Origin of the sequence: Paraburkholderia sp. HP33-1, from assembly GCF_021390595.1 — a bacterium.
Classification (GTDB): domain Bacteria; phylum Pseudomonadota; class Gammaproteobacteria; order Burkholderiales; family Burkholderiaceae; genus Paraburkholderia.
The window spans coordinates 1,055,372-1,078,641 of record NZ_JAJEJR010000002.1 but is presented as its reverse complement, the minus strand read 5'-3'; the positions used below and the strand labels follow the sequence as shown (position 1 = coordinate 1,078,641).

General features: G+C 63.6%; 19 protein-coding genes. 6 read left to right on the top strand and 13 right to left on the bottom strand.

What is annotated here, in order from left to right:
* Nucleotides 1-49: 49 nt before the first annotated feature.
* Nucleotides 50-1,780: a S10 family peptidase gene (locus tag L0U81_RS20900; RefSeq protein ID WP_233805415.1), complete on the bottom strand. Its 1,731-nt coding sequence runs from the start codon at nucleotides 1,778-1,780 to the stop codon at nucleotides 50-52.
* A gap of 215 nt (nucleotides 1,781-1,995) precedes the next feature.
* Here L0U81_RS20900 and L0U81_RS20895 point away from each other — a divergent pair, with 215 nt between their 5' ends.
* Nucleotides 1,996-2,985, top strand: coding sequence for a ferritin-like domain-containing protein (locus L0U81_RS20895; RefSeq protein ID WP_233805414.1), 990 nt, complete (start codon nucleotides 1,996-1,998; stop codon nucleotides 2,983-2,985).
* A gap of 156 nt (nucleotides 2,986-3,141) precedes the next feature.
* Complete coding sequence (locus tag L0U81_RS20890) at nucleotides 3,142-3,939, top strand: sulfotransferase family protein (RefSeq protein ID WP_233805413.1); 798 nt, start codon at nucleotides 3,142-3,144, stop codon at nucleotides 3,937-3,939.
* A gap of 31 nt (nucleotides 3,940-3,970) precedes the next feature.
* Here L0U81_RS20890 and L0U81_RS20885 read toward each other — a convergent pair whose 3' ends face one another.
* The 3 genes from L0U81_RS20885 to L0U81_RS20875 form a co-directional block, all read right to left on the bottom strand.
* Nucleotides 3,971-5,149, bottom strand: a complete 1,179-nt coding sequence (locus L0U81_RS20885) for a pyridoxal phosphate-dependent aminotransferase (RefSeq protein ID WP_233807872.1) — start codon at nucleotides 5,147-5,149, stop codon at nucleotides 3,971-3,973.
* Nucleotides 5,150-5,488: 339 nt separating this feature from the next.
* The gene (locus L0U81_RS20880) at nucleotides 5,489-5,944 is read right to left on the bottom strand and encodes a hypothetical protein (RefSeq protein ID WP_233805412.1); all 456 of its coding nucleotides are present in this window, start codon (nucleotides 5,942-5,944) and stop codon (nucleotides 5,489-5,491) included.
* Nucleotides 5,945-6,622: 678 nt separating this feature from the next.
* Nucleotides 6,623-8,104: an RNA polymerase factor sigma-54 gene (locus L0U81_RS20875; protein ID WP_233805411.1), complete on the bottom strand. Its 1,482-nt coding sequence runs from the start codon at nucleotides 8,102-8,104 to the stop codon at nucleotides 6,623-6,625.
* 383 nt (nucleotides 8,105-8,487) lie between these two features.
* Between L0U81_RS20875 and L0U81_RS20870 the strand changes: the two genes are divergently transcribed.
* Nucleotides 8,488-8,826, top strand: coding sequence for a BON domain-containing protein (locus tag L0U81_RS20870; protein ID WP_233805410.1), 339 nt, complete (start codon nucleotides 8,488-8,490; stop codon nucleotides 8,824-8,826).
* A 76-nt stretch (nucleotides 8,827-8,902) separates the two neighbouring features.
* Here L0U81_RS20870 and L0U81_RS20865 read toward each other — a convergent pair whose 3' ends face one another.
* From L0U81_RS20865 to L0U81_RS20835, 7 genes are all read right to left on the bottom strand, one after another.
* A complete protein-coding gene (locus L0U81_RS20865; protein ID WP_233805409.1) occupies nucleotides 8,903-9,355 on the bottom strand; it encodes a PA2169 family four-helix-bundle protein in 453 nt (150 codons plus the stop codon).
* A gap of 356 nt (nucleotides 9,356-9,711) precedes the next feature.
* The gene (locus L0U81_RS20860; protein ID WP_233805408.1) at nucleotides 9,712-10,293 is read right to left on the bottom strand and encodes a hypothetical protein; all 582 of its coding nucleotides are present in this window, start codon (nucleotides 10,291-10,293) and stop codon (nucleotides 9,712-9,714) included.
* A 94-nt stretch (nucleotides 10,294-10,387) separates the two neighbouring features.
* Nucleotides 10,388-10,960: a DUF4142 domain-containing protein gene (locus tag L0U81_RS20855; protein WP_233805407.1), complete on the bottom strand. Its 573-nt coding sequence runs from the start codon at nucleotides 10,958-10,960 to the stop codon at nucleotides 10,388-10,390.
* A gap of 152 nt (nucleotides 10,961-11,112) precedes the next feature.
* Nucleotides 11,113-13,818, bottom strand: a complete 2,706-nt coding sequence (locus tag L0U81_RS20850) for a LuxR C-terminal-related transcriptional regulator (RefSeq protein ID WP_326489861.1) — start codon at nucleotides 13,816-13,818, stop codon at nucleotides 11,113-11,115.
* A gap of 146 nt (nucleotides 13,819-13,964) precedes the next feature.
* On the bottom strand, nucleotides 13,965-14,732 hold the full coding sequence (locus L0U81_RS20845) for a response regulator transcription factor (protein ID WP_233805405.1): 768 nt from the start codon (nucleotides 14,730-14,732) through the stop codon (nucleotides 13,965-13,967).
* 526 nt (nucleotides 14,733-15,258) lie between these two features.
* Nucleotides 15,259-16,368: a branched-chain amino acid ABC transporter substrate-binding protein gene (locus L0U81_RS20840; RefSeq protein ID WP_442793458.1), complete on the bottom strand. Its 1,110-nt coding sequence runs from the start codon at nucleotides 16,366-16,368 to the stop codon at nucleotides 15,259-15,261.
* 74 nt (nucleotides 16,369-16,442) lie between these two features.
* Nucleotides 16,443-17,675, bottom strand: coding sequence for an NAD(P)/FAD-dependent oxidoreductase (locus tag L0U81_RS20835; RefSeq protein ID WP_233805403.1), 1,233 nt, complete (start codon nucleotides 17,673-17,675; stop codon nucleotides 16,443-16,445).
* Between the two features lie 318 nt (nucleotides 17,676-17,993).
* Between L0U81_RS20835 and L0U81_RS20830 the strand changes: the two genes are divergently transcribed.
* Both L0U81_RS20830 and L0U81_RS20825 read left to right on the top strand, forming a co-directional pair.
* Complete coding sequence (locus L0U81_RS20830) at nucleotides 17,994-19,409, top strand: aminotransferase-like domain-containing protein (protein WP_233805402.1); 1,416 nt, start codon at nucleotides 17,994-17,996, stop codon at nucleotides 19,407-19,409.
* A gap of 72 nt (nucleotides 19,410-19,481) precedes the next feature.
* Nucleotides 19,482-20,054 carry an FUSC family protein gene (locus tag L0U81_RS20825; RefSeq protein WP_233805401.1) on the top strand — a complete coding sequence of 191 codons (573 nt, stop codon included), beginning with the start codon at nucleotides 19,482-19,484 and terminating at the stop codon, nucleotides 20,052-20,054.
* 28 nt (nucleotides 20,055-20,082) lie between these two features.
* Here the strand turns inward: L0U81_RS20825 and L0U81_RS20820 are convergent, their stop codons facing one another.
* The gene (locus L0U81_RS20820) at nucleotides 20,083-21,063 is read right to left on the bottom strand and encodes a cupin domain-containing protein (protein WP_233805400.1); all 981 of its coding nucleotides are present in this window, start codon (nucleotides 21,061-21,063) and stop codon (nucleotides 20,083-20,085) included.
* 117 nt (nucleotides 21,064-21,180) lie between these two features.
* Between L0U81_RS20820 and L0U81_RS20815 the strand changes: the two genes are divergently transcribed.
* Nucleotides 21,181-21,522: a carboxymuconolactone decarboxylase family protein gene (locus tag L0U81_RS20815; RefSeq protein WP_233805399.1), complete on the top strand. Its 342-nt coding sequence runs from the start codon at nucleotides 21,181-21,183 to the stop codon at nucleotides 21,520-21,522.
* A 29-nt stretch (nucleotides 21,523-21,551) separates the two neighbouring features.
* Here the strand turns inward: L0U81_RS20815 and L0U81_RS20810 are convergent, their stop codons facing one another.
* Nucleotides 21,552-22,997 (bottom strand): carbohydrate porin, encoded by a 1,446-nt coding sequence (locus L0U81_RS20810; protein WP_442793457.1) that lies wholly within the window; start codon nucleotides 22,995-22,997, stop codon nucleotides 21,552-21,554.
* Nucleotides 22,998-23,270: the final 273 nt, after the last annotated feature.

Below are 23,270 nucleotides of genomic sequence, written 5' to 3'. Positions count from 1 at the left end.
CACGGTGCCTGAAATTATACCGTTGACACCATGCGCCGATTCGCCGGTCTCAACGCGGCTGCGCCGTATAAAAGCTCACGAGATCACGCTTCATCGCATGCAGCGCGGCGTCGTCGAGATAAACCATGTGGCCGGTCGGATAGTAGGTGATCCGCACGTTCTCGCGCAGCGATCGATCGAGGCCGAGATGCGCAAGCGCATATTCGGTCGCATAGAACGGCGTGGCGAGATCGAAGTAGCCGTTCAGCGACAGCACCCGCAACTGCGGATTCTGCCGCATCGCTTCGGCCAGATCGCCGCCCGCGTAGGGCAGCTCGAGCCGCTCGCCCCACCATTCGCGATGTTTCCAGTCCCATTGCTTCAACGCGTCGTCGCTGAACACAAGGTACCGGTCCGTTGGCGTGTAGTGAAGATCTTCCGCCAGATGCTGATGGAGCGCCGCATTGAACGCATTCGACACACTGCTCACCGAGGCATCGAAGTCGGGATCCTCCGCTGCATCGTCGTGATTGAGGCCTTCGAAGCGCGCATCGTAGCGGCCCACGCTGCGTGACTCATTGCGCAACAACTCGTTGCGAAAACGTCCCGGATAAAGACGCAGGCGGTTGCGCTTCACGAAGCCCGCGTCGAGACCGGTGAAGTACGCCATACGCGCGGCGATCGCGTCGCGCTGATCGTCGGGCAGCGCATCGCCCTGCGCGAGCGCCTGGGCATAAGGGCCGCGCGCGAACGCGCGCGCGTCGTCGAGAAAGGCCGGCAGGCTCGCGGGTTTCGGCGTGATCTTGTCGTGATACCACGCGATCGCCGCGAAGCTCGGCAGATAACTTTCGCTCCTGAAATCGAGGCCCGGAGAGAATGCCGCGGAATTCAGTACCGACGACAGCAGGATCACGCCGTTCAGCGCGATATCGTTCTGCCCCAACCGGTAAGCGAGCATCGCGGCGCGCGCGGTGCCATACGATTCGCCGAGCAGGTACTTCGGCGAATTCCAGCGCTGATTCACCGTCAGATAACGGTCGATGAATTGCGCAAAAGCGCTGACGTCCTGATCGACGCCCCAGAAGTCCTTGCCCGTGCCATGGCCGACCGGTCTCGACAGGCCCGCGCCGACCGCGTCGATAAATACGAGGTCGGTGGTGTCGAGCAGGCTGTCGGGGTTGTCGTCGAGCGTGTACGGCGCGGGCGGCGTGCTTGCGGGGCTCGCGGTGCGCACACGCTTCGGGCCGACCGAGCCCATCATCAGGAACACGCTGCCGGCACCGGGCCCGCCATTGAATAGAAACGTGATGGGACGCGTCGCTGGCGTTCTGGTGGGCACCGTGTACGCGACATAGAACACGCTCGCGTCGGCCGCGCCACTCTTGTCGTGCAGAAGCAGATTGCCGGCGCTCGCCGTGTAGTCGAGCTTGCGGCCGTTCAGGCGCAGCGAATGGGTGGTGACGCTCGTGGCTTCAGGCGGCACCGGGATCGCGGGCGTCGACGCTTTGTCGTTGCGTGGCTTGCCGGCCGCATCGGCTGAGTCCGGGGCGTTCGATTCAGCCTGCGCGTCGCCACGCGAGGCCGTCCGCCTGGCGGGCGCGACGGGCGTGGATGCGGCGGCGGCCGCGCTGTCGGCCGTTTCCGTGCTTTGCGCGGCGCTCGCCGCACCGACCTGCCCGGCTGCCATACACCGTTCACCGAACGGCGCAACACTGGCGACGCAAAGCGTTACCGTCAGCGCGGCGGCCGGTAATCCCGCTGTCAGCGAGCGGCGCAACGAAGCAGAGAAGCGAAGGATCATGAAGTTGTCTGTCACGAGTCGAAACGCGCTGGAATCCCGCTAAGCGGGTTCGAGAGCAAACCCGGCGCTCGATTCTTGACGCAAGTTTGCGCGGCGTCAACCATCGGCGTCACCGCACGCCCAACATTACAAACCGCCTGTTTCGCGACGTGGCGCACACGTGCACAGTCATGGCAGAATCGACAGCGCCTTCGTCGCCTAGTCGAGAATACCCAATGGACCAACTGGTACTGGATGCATTCGACGCCGCCTCGCTCATCCCCGGCTTTCGTGCGCCGCAACTGCCGCAGGAACTGCCGGACCGCCCGACCCTCGACGCCGCCGACCACGCGATGCGGCACTGGACGAGCGCGGTCAATGGCCCGCTGCCCCCCGGCTCCGACGTGCACCGGCGCGAAATGTGCCGCATGTTTCAGGAAACCTTCAATCCGTATCGCCCGTCCGTGCTCGCATGGCCGCCGCTCGAAGCCGCGACGCTCAAGCGCATCGTCGAGCTGCCGATCTGGGACATCGCCGTGCAAACCGAAGGCAGGGCACGCCTGCGCATGGCCGCCTACGCGGCGACGCGAGACGACCCGGACTTGCGCGACGCGCTCGCGCTGAACGCGTGGGAAGAAAATCGCCATAAGGAAGTATTGTCGCGAATGGTGCACGCGTATGGCATCGCGCTCGCGAGCGAGCCGACCTATGTCTATCCGAAAGACACGGAACGCGCTTACCTCGTGACGGGCTATAGCGAATGTATCGACAGCTTCTTCGCGTTCGGCCTGTTCGAGGTGGCGCGGCGCTCGGGCCTCTTCCCGCCGGAACTCACCGAGACGTTCGAGCCGGTGATGCAGGAAGAGTGCCGCCATATCCTGCTGTTCGCAAACTGGGTCGCGTGGCATCGCGCGCAGCTTTCATGGTGGCAGCGCATCCGCTTCGAGATCAAGGTGGCGGGCGTGTGGGCGTTTCTCATTTGGGAGCGTATCGGGCTCGCGCGTGCAATGGATGCCGAAGGCAACGTTCACGAGCACGATAACAACTTCACGGTAAACGGTGCGCAGTCGGTTACGGATGTCGATATCAGCGTGCCGGAATTGATGCAGCTGTGTCTTCAGGAAAACGAACGGCGTTTTGCCGGGTATGACCCGCGCTTGCTGCGGCCCGAAACGATGCCGTGGCTCGTGCGGTTCGGGTTGAAGTTCGCGCGCAAGAAAAAGTAAGGCGCGCCGTTGTTTCGAGAATTGCGAATCACAGGTTGACGGTAGAAGTGGTACTCCCTGAAAGCGGCTGGCGCGGCGGTCATGCCCACGTCAGGTTCACGCCATGATGCTTGCGTAAGCTAGGAATCCAGGCGAGCGAACATCAAGGAGCGCGCAATGGAGTCCTTCCCGCTGTTCATCATTGGCTCGCCCAGGTCCGGGACAACCTTTCTCTGTTCCGTGCTGAACGCGCACCCTCTGATCCAGCTGACCAACGAGTGCCGCGTCTTTGCCTTGTTGAAGGACTTTCTGGAAGTCGGTTGCCAGCGCGCCGATCTGCTCGGCGAAACGTCCCGTGATCGCCTGTGCGCATTCGGCCGTCGTACGCTGGGTGGGTGGGTCGAACGCTTCTATCGGGAAGAACTGAAGATCGGCGCGCCGATCTGGGGCGACAAGCATCCGTCGTATGCGGACCCCACGGTACTGTCGGGCCGAATTGGTTCGATCGAACGTGAGCCGCGTTCGGGCTCGTGTCTGCGTTTGATACGCGAGCTTCTGCCGCAAGCGCGCTTCATTCATATCCATCGCGATCCCCGCCACGTGGCCAATTCGCTCGTGCACAAACATTGGACCGGATCGATCGAAGACGGCATTCGCGTCTGGGGGCAATACGTCGGCGAGATCAACGCATTCTTCGAAGAGATACCGGCGGCTCAGGCACTCACCGTGTCGTACCGGAAGGTCATCGAGGAACCGCTGGCGACGGCCGCCAGCATCGGACAGTTTCTCGGGCTCGCGGATGCCTCACCGATCAGCGACTTCCTGATCTCGCAACGCCGCTCACCGACGCCGTTCAGCGATCCGGTCACCGATATCGGCGATCTATATCTGATTCCTGATACGGCGGCAAGCGACGACACCCTCCTCGCTCTCGCGGGAACGCAGGCGCGACTGCTTGGCTACGCAGCGGCGTGAAGGCGTCGAGCGGATTTTTGCTCCCAACGTCTCACCGCCCCCTTATCCCCTCGACAAATACCGCGATCCTCTCGCACGCCTCGATCAGGCGATCCTCGCCGACCACCAGCCCCAACCTCACGAACCCTTGCGCCGTCTCCCCGAACGCACTGGCGTCGAGCACGGACACGCCTTGCGCGCGAAACAGCTGCCACGTGAACTCGGTCGTATCGAGCCCGGTCCCGCTGATGCCGACCATGATGAACATGCCCGCTTCGGGCAACAGGCACCGCAAGCCCGGCACGCGATGCAAGCGCTCGAACACGACGTCGCGCCGGCGCCGGTAAATCTCGCGGATATCGGCGACGATCTCCGCCCTGTTCTCGAAAGCCGTCAACGCGGCCTGCTGGATGAAACCCGGCAGGCCATACAGCATCGCGAGCGCGAGCCGCGTCATGTGCTCGATCAGCGTCGCGGGACCGATGGTCCAGCCGACGCGCCACCCCGCCATCGCATGCGACTTGGACAGACTGCCGAGTGTGACGGTGCGCCCGGCCATGCCGGGCAGCGACGCAATGCTCACGTGCTCGCGCTCGAACGTGAGTTCCGCATAGACCTCGTCGGACAGCACCCACAGGTCGTGCTCGCACGCGAGCCGCGCAATGCGCTCGAGATCCGTGCGCTGCATGACGACACCGGTCGGGTTGCACGGCGTTGCGAAGAAGATCGCTTTCGTGCGCGGCGTGATCGCCGCTTCGAGCGCGTCGCAGTCGACGTGAAACGCGCGCGCCGGATCGACCGGCACCGCGACGAGCGTCGCGCCCGCCGCGCGCACGCAGGCCTCGTAGGTCAGGTACATCGGCTCGGGGACGATCACTTCGTCGCCCGCTTCGAGCAGGCACAGCGACACCGCAAACACGCCGTTCTGCGCGCCGGCGGTCAGCACCACGTTGGCGGCGCTCACGTCGCAGCCAGTCGTGCGCGCGTGCTGCGCGGCGATCGCCGCGCGCAGAGGCTCGCGGCCGGCCATCGCCGTGTAGTGCGTATCGCCGGCGCGCAACGCGTCGATGGCGCGCTCGACGATGGGCGCGGGCGTCGCGAACTCCGGATCGCCGACACTCAGCACGATCACGTCTTCCCCGCGGGCCGCCGCCTGCTGCGCGACCCGATGAATTTCCCACGCCGACGTACGCCGCCCTTGCAGACGCTCGACCAGACTCGAATACTTCATTGCGCTCACCGTGGTTGTGCTGATCCGGTTTTGATCCGTTGCGGTATCGACTTTCATTCGACCCGCCAATGTAATCGCCCGCCAAGGAAACGTCCAGATACGAAAAAGGGTCATGCGAGTGGACAATCTCGCATGACCCCGTGCGCAATGTGCTGCCGTTTGATTGACGGCCTGGTTGCCACCCCCCACGAATACCTTGCCGCGTTTAAAACTGTCGGCGCAGTTCCACCGGCTGCACCTTCATCAGATGCCGGTTCACAGATGCACCCGACCATGACCGAAGAAGAACCCGCCGTGTTCGATGTGCTTGCGATGGCCGCCGATGATTGCTTCGCGCGTTCAGTAACGATATTCGTGCGGTGGCATTGGGTGATGCTCATGTGGAGGCATCGGATGATGACCACCATCGTGGTGACGATCGTGATGCGAGTCGTGCGACAGATCACCACCTAGCACCGCCCCGGCACCACCGCCGAGCGCGGCACCGACGAGGCCGCCTGCCGGGCCGCCGACCGAATGGCCCAAGGCTGCGCCGGCACCGCCGCCGACAGCACCACCGACGATTGCGCCGGTGCGGTCATGATGGCCCGACGTGGCCGCCGCGCCCAGTCCGCCACCAACCGCACCGCCCACCACCTCTCCAGCGCCGCCACCAACCACACTACCGAGCGCGGCACCGGCGACACCACCCAGCGCGCCGCCCGCGGCGTCATGGAGCCCAGTTGCGAACGCGGGTGCTATCGAACCCGCAATCATCGCCGCCACAATCGCGCCAACCGTAATTCGCTTCCACATGGCCCAACTCCTTTTCCGAGCGTTGATTTCCGTACTGATGGTTGGGCCGATATCGGGGAAAGGTAGATGGCGCACTGTCGCACCGTCGCGCTACCGCTGGTCGGAGCCATTTCAAGACATGCGTGTGCGCGGGCACGGAGGCGGGTCAGAAGTCTGAGCCCGACCGCCTGGACACCCCGCGTGCAACACTTTCCCCAGCAGCGCGAAATCGCAAGCGGGCGGTGCAAATGCAGGCCGCCAACGGAACATCCGATTGAGGCACAAGGGCCCCACACCTCGTTCATGAACGTGACCGCCGAGTACGTGGCGGAACGCTCATCGTCAATCAGAAAAGCAGGATAGATGTGACATATCGCTGCACGCCCAGCTCGACACGCCGCGCGTTCTCGCAGTGATTGCCGCCGAGGAAAGCGACTCGTCGCTGCTCTGGACGATTGCTCACCTGCTCAATGAGGCGCGCGCGATGGCTGCGGTACTGCTGCCATCCGATCAGGACGAATAGGTGCGAGACGCGACACAACCACGCCAGACTGGACTTCAGGCATCACCCGCTCAGGTGATTTTCCCGAAGCTTTCCTCTGCCCGCTTCGGCGGGTTCTTTTGCCAGCTGGCCGCAAAATCCGCCCTCCCCCCGCTTCCGGGGTGTGGGCGGAAGTGTGGGAAATCTCCGCCATCGTCCTACAGGGCCCGCCGCAAATCGGCCGGCGGCACCTTCATCAGATGCCGGTATTTCGCCACCGTGCGCCGCGCGACCAGCACCCCCTGATCCGCGAGCATCTTCGCAAGCATCACGTCAGACAGCGGATCGCGCGTATTTTCCGCAGCGATCATCTCCTTGAGCAGCGCCCGCACCGCGGCGGCCGAGCAGGTGCCGCCGCTTTCCGTGCCGAGCTCGCGCGGGAAGAAGTGCTTGAACTCGAAGATGCCGCGCGGCGTCGCCATGTATTTGTTGCCCGTAGCGCGCGAAATCGTCGATTCGTGCAGGCCGAGCTCGTCGGCTACATCGCGTAGCACCATCGGCTTCAGCGCAATTTCGCCGTACTGGAAGAAGGCCTTCTGATGCGCGACGATGCATTCGGCGACGCGCTGAATCGTATCGAAACGCTGCTGCGCGTTGCGAATCAGCCAGCGCGCTTCCTGCAACTGCTGCGCGAGCGGCGAACGGCTCGTGCCGGCCGACTGCGCGAAGAGCTGCGCATACATGCGATGGATGCGCGCCTTCGGCTGCACCGCCGGATTGATCGACACGACCCACTTGTTGCGCGCCTGACGCACGATCACGTCAGGCACCACGTAGTTATCCTCGGCGCGGCCGTAGTAATTGCCCGGCTTCGGATCGAGCTTGCGCACCAGCGCGCAGGCCACGCGCAATTCCTCCGCACTGCAGCCGATCTGCTTCTGCAATTCGGCCTGCTCGCGGCGCGCGAGACGTTCCAGATGATGCCCGGCAAGTTGCCGTGCGACGTCGCGCCCGGGCTTATCGGCGGGAAGCGCATCGATCTGCAAGACGAGGCATTCCGACAGCGAACGCGCACCGAGCCCCGGACGATCGAGCGACTGCACGAGCCGCAACGCCACCAGCAGCTCCTCTTCGGTCAACGCGGGTTCGAGATCGACGCTCCCGGCCAGGTCAGCGAGCGATTGCCGCAGATAGCCGTCGTCGTCGAGCGCCTCGATGATGAAGCGGGCCACCGCGCGATCGCGGTCGCCGAGGCGGTACAGGCCCAGCGCGTCGTGCAACTGCTCGCGCAGCGTGGGTTGCGAGCGAGCCCATTCGGCCGGGTCGCTGCCGTCCGCGTCGCCGTTCTGGCGCGTCGAATTGCGCGAACCGTAGTCGCCGGGAAAGTCGGCGGGCATGTCGTCCTGGTCCGCGCTTTCGAGCCTATCGCCAGCGGCGCTTTCCGTCGGCACCCCGTCCGGGTCGGCGGGGGCAAGCGTATCGGCGGCGGGCAGCGGGCTGGCTTCTTCGCCTGGATTCGTACCGGCGAGCGCGACGTCCTCCGTCTCCGACGAGTCATATTCAAGGAACGGATTGGTATCGAGTGCCGTGCGCAATTCCTGCTGGAAATCGAGAGCTGACAATTGCAGCAGACGCACCGACTGCTGAAGACGCGGCGTCAGTGCAAGAGACTGCCTCGCGCGTAGTTCGATTGAAGGCATTGAAGTTGATTCCGTTCGTTAGTAGCCGAAGACCGAATGAGCCGCTTTCCACTGATTAACGCAACCTCCGTACCAGCTCACGCAAAGCGTTGTTTTGATTGCGGTCTGCTTCTCCGGCGCATGAATTGCCCGGATCGCGAGCGCCAGTTTTTACAAACGACAGGCAATTTCCGGTCCCCTGCTTCACGCCTCGGGCGAGTTCGTCACATACCGCGCCGCAGCCCTATTCGTCAGTCAAAAAAACCGCGTGGATCGGGCTTTCGCGAGAGGCATCGATCGGCGCGAACCGGGGCGGGCACGATGGTTGCGGATCAGCGGCTTCGGCCGCGATCGGTCACCGGCAACAAGACCGCCATTTTCATCAACACCCGAAGGAGAGAACCATGAAGACGATCCAGCTTCTGAAGACCGCAGGCAGCATCGCCGCTGTCGCATGCGCGCTGAACGCGACCGCCCAGACGGCCGCTGCGGCCCCGTCCGCATCGTCGGAAAGCGTTGGCCAGCATATCGATGACGGCGCCATCACGACCAAGGTCAAGGCGGACCTGCTTGCCGCGAAGAACGTCAAATCGATGCATATCCACGTGAAGACCCGCAAGGGCGTCGTGTGGCTCACGGGTTCGGTGCCTTCGGCCGACGACAAGTCCGCCGCCGAAGAAGTCGTGCAAAACGTGAAGGGCGTCGAAAGCGTGAAGAACCATCTCAAGATCGCTGCCGACTGATACCCATTCGACTAAGTGGAAAATGAAAGAGCCGGCATTTGAACAGCCGGCTCTTTCCATTCCAGTGGTGCTTCGATCAACGCTTCATCGACGCATACCGGTCGCGCAGATCGCGCACCCGATCATGCGTCTGCAGCACGCCCTGGTACTGCCGCTCGATGATCGCCCGCACGTCGGCCGGCAAATCCTTTTCGAGCGCATCGTGATAGCGTTTTTTCGCGACGTCCTCGCCCTTTTCGCACTCGGCGAGAATCGCATGGTCGCTGCGATCGCCCACCGCCGATTTCACGTCGACCCAGCCGCGATGCAGCGCACCGCTCATGCTGCCGCCGGTTTCGGGCTTGCCGCCCAGTGTCTGGACGGCATCCTGCAACTCACGCGCGCCGCGCGAGCAGTCTTCGGCAGTTGAGCGAAACAGCATCTTCAGCTGTTCGTCGTGCGCATCCTCGGCTGCCTTCATAAATCCCTTTTCGCCATCCTTCGACGTTTCGACCAGAACGTTCAACACGGAAACAACGTTGGTAGCCATTCCATACCTCCAGGGGTTTCGTTGATCGCGGACTTCGCCGTGCGAGGTCTTTTGTCGCCTCGCGATGAATCGTTTTGACGGGCGGCGGAGTGCATGGGGTACCGAGCAGGACACGTGCCCGGCATGTGTTGGGCTCAGTGCTTCGGCGGTTCGGTGAATAGCATAGCGATCGCTTCTCGAATGCAATTGGCTTTGCAATCTGTACCGACAGGGTCGATCACCATGAAAAGAGACGCAACGGGATGGATAACGGTAAACGGAAAGCGGCCCGATGATCGTCATCGGGCCGCTTCTCTGTTGGTACGGCGCCTCGCTATTTGATACGCCTGCAGCCCCGTATCAAAGCGTTGCCTGCATCACGTGTGCTTCTCCGCGAATTCCTGAATCGGCTCGGGCGTTTTGAGCGGATCGAAATCGGCCCAGCGTCCCTGCTGCCAGCGGCCAGACGCCTTCTCGATCGCTGCGCCGCCCGCGTCACGCAGCACGCGCGCGGCGTCGAACTGATTGTCGGGCGATACGTGCACCGCAACGAGTACCCCCGAGCGGCGCGCCTCCTCGTGATACAGCACCCGAAGGCGCGATTTGCCGTGCTCGTGGGTGCGCGACATCGCGCCGATCAGCGAACCAACATACGCGCCGACACCCGCCACGATCAGTGACACCAGCAGCGGCATCGAAAACGCCGCGAAGATCGCCACGCCAACGACCGCGCCGATCACCGCGCCGATCGTCAAGCCCGTGCCCGCGCCTTTTGGCGCCTCTCGTGCGCCGGGGGCGGCGTGGATGTCGCCGCCGATCGGGGAACGTCCGTGCTGCCCACGCGGATTGACGAAGAACAAAGTGACGTCCTCTTCGACAAAACCTGCATCGAAAAGCTTTTGCGCCGCGCTTTCCGCAGCCGGGAAAGTGGTGAAGCGTGCTGCGACGATGAGTGACATAAGGCCTCCTTATCGTTGACTGGCGTTCGCGGACCATGCCGTCGCTGCGTCGAGTGCTTCCGCGCAAACCGGGCAGGCCGTGACAGGATCGCGTTCATGACGTGGCCTTCATCGTGCCGGCGAGATGCTGCGCCATCTCCAGGTCATGCTTGATGGTCGGCAGCGCATGCGCGGCCGCTGCCTTCAATTGCGCGTCGGCGCCGCTCCCGCTTTGCTGCTGGAACAGATCCAGCGCGCGTTGATGCGCCTCCACGCCGACCTGCTCGACGTAGGCCTGATCGAACTCGGTACCCTGCAACGTCTGCAGCTTACCGACCAGTGCGGAATCCGCCGATGGGGTCGGCTTGAAGCCCTTCTTCGCGACCAACGCGGCCATTGTGTGCGACAGTTTCGTGTGGTCGGCGATCATCTGTTGCGCGAACTTCCTGACGTGCGGATCGTTCGAGTTTTTCAGCGCGATCCTGCTGGCGGCGATTTCGGTGGCGTCCGAATTCGACGCTTCGAGCACGAACTGCTGATCCGCGGGCGACAGTGTCGTGCTGCGGCCCGGCGCGGCGCTCACGGGCCCATCGCTCGCCTGCCCGCTGGCCGTGTCGATCGATGCCGCGCTCACGCCCAACACGGCCAGCGCGGCGGTCATCACGTGTAGGGAATACCGGATCTTCATGCATTTTCTCCCTGTGGAATCACCGAGGCGTTGCGTATATCGGCCTGCAGGCTCAAGCGTTAAGGAGCAAAACACGTGCCGGCTTGGGGTATGTGTTTCGGTGGTTGTGTTGCAACCGGCAGCGCGGAGTCCATCGCGCAATCGTTGAAGCTTCAGTCCGCTCCAGGCTGAATGCCAAAGGCACTCTGAACGGCCTCGAATCTCGAACTGACGTTCAGTTTTTCGAATACGTTCTTCATGTGCCACTTGACCGTCTCGGGCGCCAGTTTCAATGATCGGCCAATTTCCTTGTTCGACAGCCCGCGAGCAACGTAGCCAAGTATCTGGAGCTCTCTCGCGCTCAGTGTGCCCGGCGCCATCTTCGTGTCGGCATGGTTCGGCAACGGAGATGACATCTTGTTGACCTCGTCGAAAGCCGACAGCAACGTGTCGATATACGCGGCGTGCCGGGTCGAGATTTCCGATGACGTGTGGCGACAGCGTTCCAGTAATGCACGCATCGACGGCCCTTCGTCCACGAAGCTATTGATCAAGCCCATCGCGCACCCGATCCGCAGCGCGTTTTCCAGCGCGGAGAAGGCCTTTTCCGAGGCACCGCTCTGCTCATGCGCGAGAGCAAGCAACAATGAAACGACGGCCTCGGCATAGCGCCAGCCAAGCGCCACCAGGTCGTCGAAGGAGCGCGACAGAAAACCGACGGCGTCATCCGCGGCATTTTCGGCGAGCAGAACACGCGCTTCCAGCACACAGTAGCTCGCCCACGTTTCCATTGCTGAGCCCCGTCGTTCTTTGCACATCATCGGTACGCTCGCGCTCAGCTCGTCGGCGATCTGTCTCGCTTCGCCCACGCTACCGTCGGCAAGAAGCTGTCTGACGGTTTCCGCATCGCACGCCAGCTTCAGACGCAACCATCGACGTGTGATCGCGACCTGTCGACCATCCTCGAGAACGGCCAGCGCCGGCCCCTTTTTACCATCGCGCCACAACACGCGCGACGCGGTCAGCATGAAGCGCATCAACGCAGCGAGTGGCGAGGTCTCCAATGCGATGGTCATGCGCCCTTCGATCAACTTCCTCGCTTTGGACAGCTCGTTGCATTCGTAGCAAATCGACGCAAGGCAACCGGCTACCGCGGCCGTGCTCGCCGACCACTCCCCTAGCTTGTCTTCGGAGTACCGCATCGCCACTTCCATCACCCGTTTCGCATCAGGAAGTTCGCCGTGGATCAGCGCAGCGATGCCATACACCGCGTCGCGCAGCATATCCGCGCTGTTCGGCTTCCGGCTGATTCCCACCTGATCGACCCGCGCTCTCCACACGCGGGATATGTAGCTGAACTGCCCTCTATACATCAGGCCGAAAATTTCCGCGCTTTGCCCGTAATACCGTACCCAGTGCTCCGCAGGCGCCGTCGATGCCTCAACGGCACGCCCCAGTTCGAGCGCATGTTCGCTGTCGTCACTCACGCAGGCGATCACCGCGCGGATCGCGTTGATTTCCGTCCATGCGACCTCGTCGGCCACCGACCGATCATCGCGGGCCATCCGCTCGAACTCGTCGGCGATCGCACTGATCTCCTTCGACGCGCGCGCGGTTTCAAGCGACATCGCGAGACCCCAGGCTTTCGCCAGGCGCAAACGGAGTCGACCAGCGATCACATCCGGTGGAAGTTTGCGAATCCAGCCCGGCAGCATGAACGGGTCGCCGCGCTGGAGCATCTCCATCGCACAGTTTTCGGCCCACTGCGCCGCCTGGTCGATATCGCCCGCGGCCAGCGCATGCCGCACGGCCTCGGGCCACAGGCGAGCCCGAGCGAACCAGAGGCTGGCCCGGCGATGCAGCAACGGAACCTGTTGCGGCGTCTGACGCACGAGACGGCGGCGCAGCGCATCGCTCAGCAACGCGTGATAGCGATACCAGTCTTGCGTTTCATCGAGGGGCCGGATGAACACGTTATGCCGCTCGAGCCAGTCCAGTTTTTCTCCGCTGTCACCTTCACTGCCCATGACTTCGTCGCACAGCGTCGCTGTAAGCCGCTCGAGAATCGACGTGTGCAGCAGAAACGTCAGCATGTTTGGCGGCAAATGTTCAAACACCGTGTCGCTCAGGTAGCGATCGATTCCGAAGCGGGAACCTGCGAGATGACTGGCGAGCGCGGCCACATGATCGACCCGGTTCAGTCCGAGCGAAGCCAGTTGCAAACCGGCCACCCAGCCTTCGGTCGCGCTGTTCAACAACTCGACGCTGTTGCGGTTGAGCGGCGTGTTACCGGTGCGGTCGAAAAACGCCTGAGCATCGTCGAGCGAAAAACGAAGATCGTCGGCGTTCACGCGCGAGAGCTTGTCGGGCGATCGCAGCCCGCTCAGCGACAGCGCCGGTTCGCCGCGCGCTCCGAGCAGAACGTGCAGGTTGTCGGGCGCGTAGCGCAGCAGGCGTGACACGATTGCCAGAACGGGCTTCGCGCTCAGGCGGTCGACGTCGTCGAGCACGAGAAATACATCGCGGCCGTATGCGGCGATGCCATTCAGTAGCACGGAAATGATGGTTCTGACCGGCGTATGTGCATCGTTGTCGAGGAGTTGCTGTGCCTGCCACGCGATGTCCTTCGACGCGCGAGAAAGCGCCGCCACCAGATAGGCGCCGAGTTGCTGCGGATCGTCATCTTCTCCATCGAGACTGAGCCACGCAACGGGACGCTTCTTTCTCACTTGCGCCTCGCTCCACGCGGCAAGCAAAGTCGTTTTGCCGAAACCCGCGGGCGCAATCACGAGCGTCACGTGACGCGGGCGTCGTTCATCGAGTCGCCGAAGCAATTCGGGCCTTTGCACGCATCCGGCGGGAATGCGCGGCGGCATCATTTTGGTCTGGATCAGCGACACGATCCATTCACGCTCGAAACTATCTGCGGGTGTGTTCATGAGTGGTCCTCTCACCGGCTATCCGTGAGAGGTATGGATGGGTCTTTGTGATTGGTTGTTCAAGATACGCCGAAGAGTGTGACGACTCAACGCGGACCTGTGCAATGAGACGCGGCGCCCGGATCTTCTGGCTCGGCATCCGCCAAGGTTTCCGTGCCTGCGCTACCGACATCGATCTCATCGAGCCGGTATCCGTGCGTATAGACAGTCGCCAAACGGACGCCATTCTCGGGACGCAGGACCAACTTGCGTCGAAGCCGGTAGATATGCGTGTCGATCGTGCGCGAAGTACTATCCAGTTCACGACCCCAGGCAAGCTTCGCCAGAAGTCGCTTGGAGACGACCTGTCCAGCGTTCGCGAAGAAATACGTCGCGACGTGAAATTCCTTTTCTGTCAGCACGATCGCTTCACCGTGCAGAGAGACCCGGCGCTGCGTGACGTCGAAGAAGTACGGACCAAAGGCGATTGTGCTTTCGACTTTTATGCTGCGCCGGGTGCGACGCAGTAGTGCGCCGACTCTCGCCACCAGTTCTTCGATCCGGAGCGGCTTGACGACGTAGTCATCCGCACCGGCGTCCAGCACCTGCACGATGTCGACTTCCAGAAGCCGGCTGGTCACGAACAGCACGGCGGGTTCGCGGCCCAGATGACGACGTATCCAGTGCAGCACCTCGAAGCCGCTTACGCCCGGCGACTCCCAATCGAGCACCACGAGATCGACCTCGTTAGCCTGAAGAAACGTGATTGCGTCCTTGCCCCGCTCGACCTTGCTGATCCGATGCCCGGATTGGCTGATCGCCCTCTCGACCGGATCCGTTTGCGCGGGACCGCCTTCCACCAACAGGATATTCATTTATCACCTATTGCTTTCGCCCGGCCAACTGGAAAACCTGCTCCCCCGACAGATTCGGCGAAAGATGTGCGCATCCGGCAATGCGCTCACACGAGCAACCAGGTCGAACAGGGCGAAAAACCACCATAAAAATCGCGTACGGCACAGGGTCGGCATGCGCAGTCGGCAGCGACGATCCCGTTTGCTTTGTCAAATTCGAGACAAAAGATAGAGCCTGTCGATTTTCAAATCCCCCCCTTTAAGGAGGGGGTATGGCGATTTTGAATGGGGGGCGAATTCCGTAGCGAGCCCCCTCCCCCCATGACGATCGAAGTGTCCGGATCACCACTGATATCCGTCCCCGCCCCCCGATCGCAGACGAACAGATAGGCAAGCTTGTTGCGCGGCACGGTCTCGTGCATCGACCGGACGCGCCTGGTTCATTTTCCGTTATTGTCCGGTCTTGACGGCGTGTTGAATCCGGCCGGCGCCCGCGGCGACGCGCCGCAAAGCGCCGCCGCGACAGCCGGCCCATTCTGAGTCAGCCTCACACCCCACTGCCGCCCACAGTCCGCTGACTCTTCCACTGCCCCTGCTGCACCTCGAACAGCGTATACGGTGGCTTGATCAGATCGCCATGCGGATCGAACGCGATTTTCCCCGTCACACCCGTCACATTCACTTTCGGGAAAACGGCGACGATCTTCGCCCGGTCGAGCGAGTCCGCGTCCTGGATCGCCTGAATCATCGCGAGCGCGGCGTCGTAAGCGAACGGCGCATACAGTTCGACATCCTGATTGAAGCGCGCCTTGTAGCGCTTACCGAACTCCTGCGCCGACGGCAGCTTGTCCAGCGCCGGGCCGGGCTCGAGATCGCGCGTGCCCTCACCCGCGTTGCCGGCAATCTGCAGGAACGCGTTGCTCTTCAGCGCACCCGCGCCAAACAGTTGCGCGGGCATGCCGAGCGAGCGCATCTGTTTGACCAGCATCGCGCCCTGCTCGTCGAGTCCGCCGAAGAAGATCAGATCGACGTTTTTCTGCTTCAGCGAAGTCAGGATCGCGCGCAGATCAACCGCCTTGTCGTTCGTGAACTCGCGATCGACGATATTGCCGTTCGCCTGCTTTGCGCCCTTCTCGAATGCATCGGCGAGACCCTGCCCGAACGCGGTGCGATCATCGATGATGCCGATGCGCTTCGCCTTCAACTGCTGCACCGCGAACTCGCCCGCGATCACGCCGCCCACACCGTCGTGCCCCATCGTGCGAAACACGTTCGCGAAACCCTGCGCCGTGAGCGCCGGGTTCGTCGAGCCCGGCGTGATCATCGCGACGTTCGCCGTGTGATAGACGGCCGAGGCCGGAATGCTGCAGCCCGAGTTGTAATGGCCGATCACGCCGACCACGCCGTCGTCGACGAGCTTCTGCGCGACCTGGATCGCGATGCGCGGATCGGCCTGATCGTCCTGAACCTCGAGCACATATTTGACGGGTTTTCCGCCGATCATCGGATGCTTCGCGTTCGCTTCGTCCACTGCGAGCTGCGCGCCGTTCTGCAGATCCTTGCCGACCCGCGCGACCGGTCCGGTCAGCGGTCCGACGAAGCCGATCTTGACGATTTGCGGCTCGGCGCCGTATGACGGCGCATGAGCGAACAACATCCCAAGGGCGAATGCGACAACCAGGTTTCTACGTTTCATGATGTCCGTCCTCTTCCGTGGAGCAGTTGCGGTGGTTAAAAACGACGCGGGCTATAAGGCGCGAGATCGACCGGCGGCACCCGACCCGCGACCAGATCGGCGACGACGCTGCCTGTCACGCCGCCCAGCGTGACGCCCAGATGTTGATGACCGAACGCGTAGAACACGCGTGGTGAAGCGCTCGACGGCCCGACGACCGGCAAGCCGTCGGGCAGGCTCGGCCGGAAGCCGAGCCAATCGCTGTCCGGTTGCGGCAATTGCGGCAGCGCGTGCTGCGCCGAGCGCGTGATCAGATCGAGCAGTGCGGCATTGCGCTGCAATCCATAGCCGCCGAGCTCGACCGTGCCTGCGGCGCGGATGCCGCCGTCCATCGGCACCATGTAGAAGCCGCGCTCGGCCCAGCCGCACGGCCGCGAAATCAGTGACGACGTGCCGGGGAAACGCACGTGATAGCCGCGCTCGGTATCGAGTGGTACCCGGTCGCCGCATTGGCGCGCGAAGCGGCCCGAAAACGCGCCGGCACAGACGACCGCCTGCGCGGCGTCATAGACGCGCCCCGCCTCGTCGACGATACGCACGCTGCTCCCGCCCGGCACGAGTGTGCGGACCGCGACGCGCTCGTGCCTGAGGCCGCGAGCGAGCAGCGCCGCGTGCAGCGCCTGCAAAAAGCCGCGCGGGTCGCTGAGGAACCAGCTGCCGTTGAACAACGTGCCGTGCGCGAAGATCGGCGCGAGATTCGGTTCGAGCGCGGCGATGCCGGCGCGGTCAAAGTTTTCGAACCGCACGCCAAGCGAGCGGCGCAACGCGAGCGACGGCTGGGCCGCGTCGAACGACGCCGAATTCGAATACAGGTACAGGCATTCGCGCGGCCGCACGAAGCGCGACAGGTCGTCGCTCGCGAGCATCTCGCGATAGCCGTCGAACGCACGCGACAGCAGGCTCGCGAGTGCCTGCGCGCTGTGCTCATACCGCCGCGGCATCGACGCGCACAGAAAGCGCGCGAGCCACGGCGCGAGTTGCGGCAGATAACGCCAGCGAATCCGCAGCGGACTCATCGGCGAAAACAGAAAGCGCGGCAGATTGCGGAACACTTCCGGGTTATTCACAGGAATGCAGCCGTAGTTGGCGAACGTGCCCGCATTGCCGTACGACGTGGCCTCGCCCGGACCAAGCGCGTCGAACAGCGTGACGTGGTGACCGTCGCGCATCAGCCAGTAGGCGCTCGACAGGCCGATGAAGCCCGCGCCCAGCACGGCGACCTCGCTCATCGCGGTTGCCGCCCGACCGCACTGGCCGACCGACCCGAACATGCGCCGGATGCACCGACCGGCAGGAGTGTGCTCTGCTGCTCTGTCACAACCGTCCCTCCTGTACTACAGTTGCGCGTCGCCTTTCGACACAGCGCCATACAAATCATGTTTTAATACTCACACAAAGTTTTTTTGTGTGCAATTAATTTGGCTTTGTGTGGACTTAGGTACTTTCCCCGAGTAGAGGGAGTTGACATCATGTATGCAGACAAGAACGGGTTTAGTATTGGTTTGTCTGTACGGTCAAACAAATTTTTGTATGGAGATTGAGTCTGGATGAAGAGCGCAATAGACCACACAAACGGTGAAGACGTTCTCCAGACAAAAGGGCGTCAGCCGACTTATCTCGAAGTGTCACGCGGCCTCGAGGAAAAAGTCCGCAGCGGCCATTACCCGCCGGGCAGCCGCCTGCCGCCGCAGCGCGAGCTAGCGTTGGAGCTGGGCCTGAATGTCTCCACCGTGTCGCGTGCGTACAAGGAGTTGCAGGCGCGCGGACTGATCGTTGCGAGCAAGCGACGCGGCTCGATCGTCACCGGCGGTGCCATGCCTGCTGTGCATGTCCGCAGCGACAACGCGTCGGCAAGCGCCAATACCGTGATCGATCTGACCGTGAACCGGCCGGCCACCGACGAATTCCTCAAGCAGCTTGCGCGGACCATGGCGCAGATCGCGCACGATCCCCGCTATCCAGAGACCCAGGAATATCAGCCGCCGCAAGGCCCCGAATGGGCGCGAGCGGCGGGCGCGCAATGGATCGCCGCCCCCGGCTTCACGCCCGGCGCCGATAGCGTGGTCGTCACGAGCGGCGCGCAGCATGGTCTGTATGCGGTACTGAGCAGCCTGATGGGTCACGAGGGCGTGATCCTGTCGGATCAACTGACCTACTACGGCCTGAAAGCACTCGCGCCCGTGTTCCAGTTCGAACTCGTCGGTATCCCGAGCGACGACGAAGGGCTACTGCCCGAGCGTCTCGAAGACGTGTGCCGGCACCGGCGCGTGAAGGCGATCTTCACGGTGCCGAATCTGCAGAACCCGACCGTCGTGACGATGAGCCTCGCGCGTCGCGCGGCGCTCGCCGACATCGCGCGCCGGCATCACATCGTGATCATCGAGGACGACGTGTACGGCCCGTTGCTGCAAGCGCGTCTGCCGACGATCGCGAGCCTGTGCCCCGAGCTGACCTTCCACATCACGTCGACGTCGAAGGTCCTCGCGCCGGGTCTGCGCATCGGCTATCTGCGCACGCCGCCGCATGGCGCGGCCCTGGCCGCGGAAGCGGTGCGCACGACCGCGTGGATGCCCGCGCCGTTGTCGACGCTGATCGCGACGCGCTGGATCGAGGACGGCACCGCCCAGACGATCCTGGACGCTCAGCGCGCAGAGTTGCGCGCGCGCCAGGAGATCGCGCGCGAACTATTGCCCGCCGAGCATCTGAAGAGCGACCCCGCATGCATGTTCGTGTGGTTGCGCGTGCCGCCTCCGTGGCGCTCGGACGACTTTGCGGCCAATGCGCTCGCGCGCGGCGTCAACACGATGCCGGCCTCCGCGTTCGCGGTCGATCGCTCGACGATCGAGCACGGCGTGCGCATCAATCTCGCTTGCGCCGAGTCGCGCGAGCAGTTGACGCGCGGCCTGCAGTTGCTCGCGCACACGCTGCGCGACCGGCCGCGCGCCCTCTTCGGCACGATCTAGAACGCGGTGGAAGCGTCGAGCGGAGCCGCTAGAATAGGTCACCAACATTCCCCGCCAAGCCGCTCTCACCCGATGACTCCGTCCGACGATTCACGCCCCGCCTCGCGCACGAGCGCCGCGGATGCGCTGTTCGCTTTCCTGAAGTCGCTGCCGCTCGGCGACCGGCTGATCGAAGGCGGCTTCATGGCCGTGCAGGCGGTCGCGGGCGCGAGTCTCGCGTTCGGTATCGGCAGTGCGCTTCATACCGAGCAGGCGTTCTGGGCCGCGATCACCGCGATCGCGGTCAGCCAGCATAGTTATGTCGACACCCGCAAGCTGTCGCGCGACCAGTTCATCGGCGCGATGGTCGGTGGCATCTGCGGGCTGATCGGCACGCTCGCGGGCGGCGGCCATTTTGCCGCCTACGCGGCGACCGTGGCAGTTGCGATCATGATCTGCTGGATCGTCAACGTCGGCAGCGCGGCGCGCCTCGGCGGCATCACCGCGACGATCATGCTGCTCGTGCCGGGCATCGGTCCCGCCTGGGACAAGGCGTTCCTGCGGCTCGGCGAAGTGACGCTCGGCACGGTCTGCGCGCTCGTGATCGCGCGGCTGATGGCGTCGCTCGAAAGACGTGCGTTCGCGAAGAGCGAGCCGCCCAAATGAAATCGCGGTGCGTGCGTCGAGATTTTAGTCAGCCATCCGAATCATCGTCCGCTTGCGTGCGACGCCGGTAGCGTCCCGGCGTCACGCCGACGCTTTGCGCAAACGCCTTGCCGAATGCCGCTTCCGATTGATAGCCAACCGCCTCGCCGATGTCCGCCGCGCTGCGATGTGTGCGCAACAGCAGATCGCTGGCGATCGCCATGCGGATCTGCGTCAGAAAATCCATTACGGTCACGCCCGCGCGCTCGTTGAAGTGGCGCGCGTAAGTCGCACGGGACATCGCCGCGCGCTCGCCGAGTTCGGCGATGGTCCATGCGCGCTCGGGCGCGTCGAGCATGGCCTGCACCGAGGCGCCGAGACGCGGGTCCGTCAGCAACGCGAGCATGCCGGCGCCGTTCGCGTTGCGCTCGCCGTGCACACGAAGCGCCATCGCGAACAGCGCGTGGCTCAAGGCGGTGACGATCGCGAGGGCGCCGGCCTGACGCCGCTCTGCTTCACCGCGCATCAGCGCGATCATCGTTTGCAGCGCATCGAGCTTTTGCGCGTCACCGAGCGACACGTGCAGCGGATCAGGCAACGCATTGAGCAGCAGCGCCGACGAGCCGGGCGCGTAGACGAAGCGGCCGCACAGCAGATCGACGCCGGAATGAACCGGGGCGTCGCTGGATGCGTGCGCAGACGTGTCGCCGGTTTCATGGGCATCGTTGCGTCGCACCGGCAGCATGCCGTCGTGCCCGAGCGTCAACGGCATGCCGCCCGCCGAGCGCTTCACGTCGCGCACGCGATGGGCGGCGCCGCGTGGAAACAGCAGAAAATCGCCGGCTCGCAATTCGAGTTGTTCTTCAGCGGCGGTTTCGATCACGCAGGCGCCGTCGAGCACCAGATGAAACGGCGCGACGCCCGCCCCCAGTGGCGCGTGATCGATATCGAATCCGCCTGAGAGCAGGCAGCGAAGATCGAGGCTCGCCTGCGGCCGGGCAAGGTCAATGAGGCGACTGAGCGTGTCCATGAGACGAGCGCGCTAAAAGTTGAGTCGAACGAGTATTCGGGATATCGCGGTGCGACGCAATACTGTAGCCCACGACGCCGGCACTCGCCGGCGCGCAACGGACCAAGGAGCACTGCCATGTTGAACTGGATCGATTACCGCAAGGAACTGTTCGGCCGTATCGGCGAAATGTCGAAGCTCGCGCCGGACAGCGTGAAGGCGTATCAGGCGATGTCGAGCGCTGGTCAGAAGACCGACCTGCTCGGCGCGAAAACGCGCGAGCTGGTTGCGCTCGCGGTCGCGGTCAGTCTGCGCTGTGACGGCTGTATCACGGTCCATACGGCCGAGGCGCTGAAGCACGGCGCGACGCGCGAGGAAATCGCCGAAGCGCTTGGCGTCGCGATGGGGGTCAACGCGGGCGCGACGCTGGTGTACTCTGCGCGCACGTTGGACGCGGTTGCCGCGCATGCGCAGGGATAAGTGGCGTCGCTGTAACAGGCCTCGGTGATTCAGAACTGGATCGTCGTGCGCAAGCCGAGAACCGCTTCGTCCTTGATGCGCCGGGACGAATCCTGCGGGTCCGGAATCCCGCCGCCCGGCCGCCAGAAGTACTGGAAGTCGGCTTGCAGCATCCACCACGGCGCGACCTGGTACTGATAGGTCGCCTCGAGCATGGTCTCCGCGCTGCGCGACGGATAGCCGGGGGTGTCCAGCGCCTGCGCGCTCGCGAGATCCTGCGCGTGCGCGCCGATCTTCGCGTAGCCGAGCGCGAGCCCGGCCACGTCGTTGTCGCGCCCCTTGAACGGCGCCTTGAGCGTGACGCCCGCGTTCACGCTGAGGTCTACCAGATTGCGATCGCCTGGCGCGCCCATGATGCGCGCGAACACACCGAGCGACCGCGGGCTGTCGGGACCCGGGCGCCACACCATCTGATCGGCGACCGCGTAGATGCTGTAGTTGCCGCGATGACTCGCGGGCACGCCGTTGCTCGCCGGATTCGCGAGCGACAGTCCGCCAGTGTCGAAACCCTGATCCGCAAAGTGGTTGCTGTTGTACCAGAAGCCAATCTTGTAGGTACCCGGCAAGCCGGCCGGTTTCGGATCGGACGGGTTCGCCGACGGCTGGTTGATCGCGTACTGCAGTTCGCCGATCACGAGCGCGCCGTTGCCGAGATTGAAGTTCGTACCGCTCGCGTTGAGCTTCTGTGGATCGCCGACGCCCGGAGCCGGATTGCCGTCGAATACGCCGCCCAACACGGTCACTCCGTTCGCGAACGCCGCCCTCGCCCTCACGCCGAGCGACGACAGCGGATAAGCGGGTCCGCCCGCGGGCAGATCGGTGGACGGCAGCACTGGCCAGCCAAACGCCGCATTCATGAACGTTGCCGCGTACTGGCTGACCATGAACTCCTGATCGAGACTCTGCTGACCGATCTTCAAGTCGACATTGCCAAGCGACTGCTGATACCACAACTCCCACAGACGGGTCGCGGCGTCGGCTTCGATGCCGCTCGCCGTTTGCAGCGTTTGCAGATTTCTGGCGGTCAGGCTCGTGCCATGAATCTGCAGGCCGGAAACATTGAAGGTCCCGCCTGGCAACCCAAAGGCCTTCTGCGTATCGACGACGAGTCCGAACTGGGTCAAGCCCTGATAAGCGCCGCCACGATTCGTGCCGCCCGACACGTTGCCCATGTACTCGCTGGTCTCCTGCAGATTGAACGTCACGCCATAGTTGCCGAGCCAGGGACGCAAGCCACCCATGTCGCCGAGCAGGTTCGAGCGCTCCCACACTCCCGTCGGTGCGGCGGCGGTCTGATCGGCGGGCGCCGCTTGCGCCTGCGTGCCTTCGCCGGCTGTCTGCGCGAACGCACAGGGAACGAGGCCGAGACAAAGAACGGCACTCACGGCGAGTGGACCGCCGGAGTCCAGCAGTCCGCGCTTGTGGATATTTTTCATCATGTAATTGTGGTTGAAGTTATAGGCGGATGACTCGGTTGTTATTCGCACACGCGCATGGCAAACGTGTGTTCAATTCGTTGCCGGCATGCAAGCTTGCGCGAGCGCGGACACGCAAAAGGACCGCACCGAAACACGCAGGTATGTGAAACATCCGACACACCGCGAGCGCAACGCGAAAGCGCGACCGCCCCTTCGATCAGCCTTGCAGATGACGATCAAAACAGAGGAAGCGTGCTACGGAAAACCGGCAGCAAAGGCCGGTCAGTATTG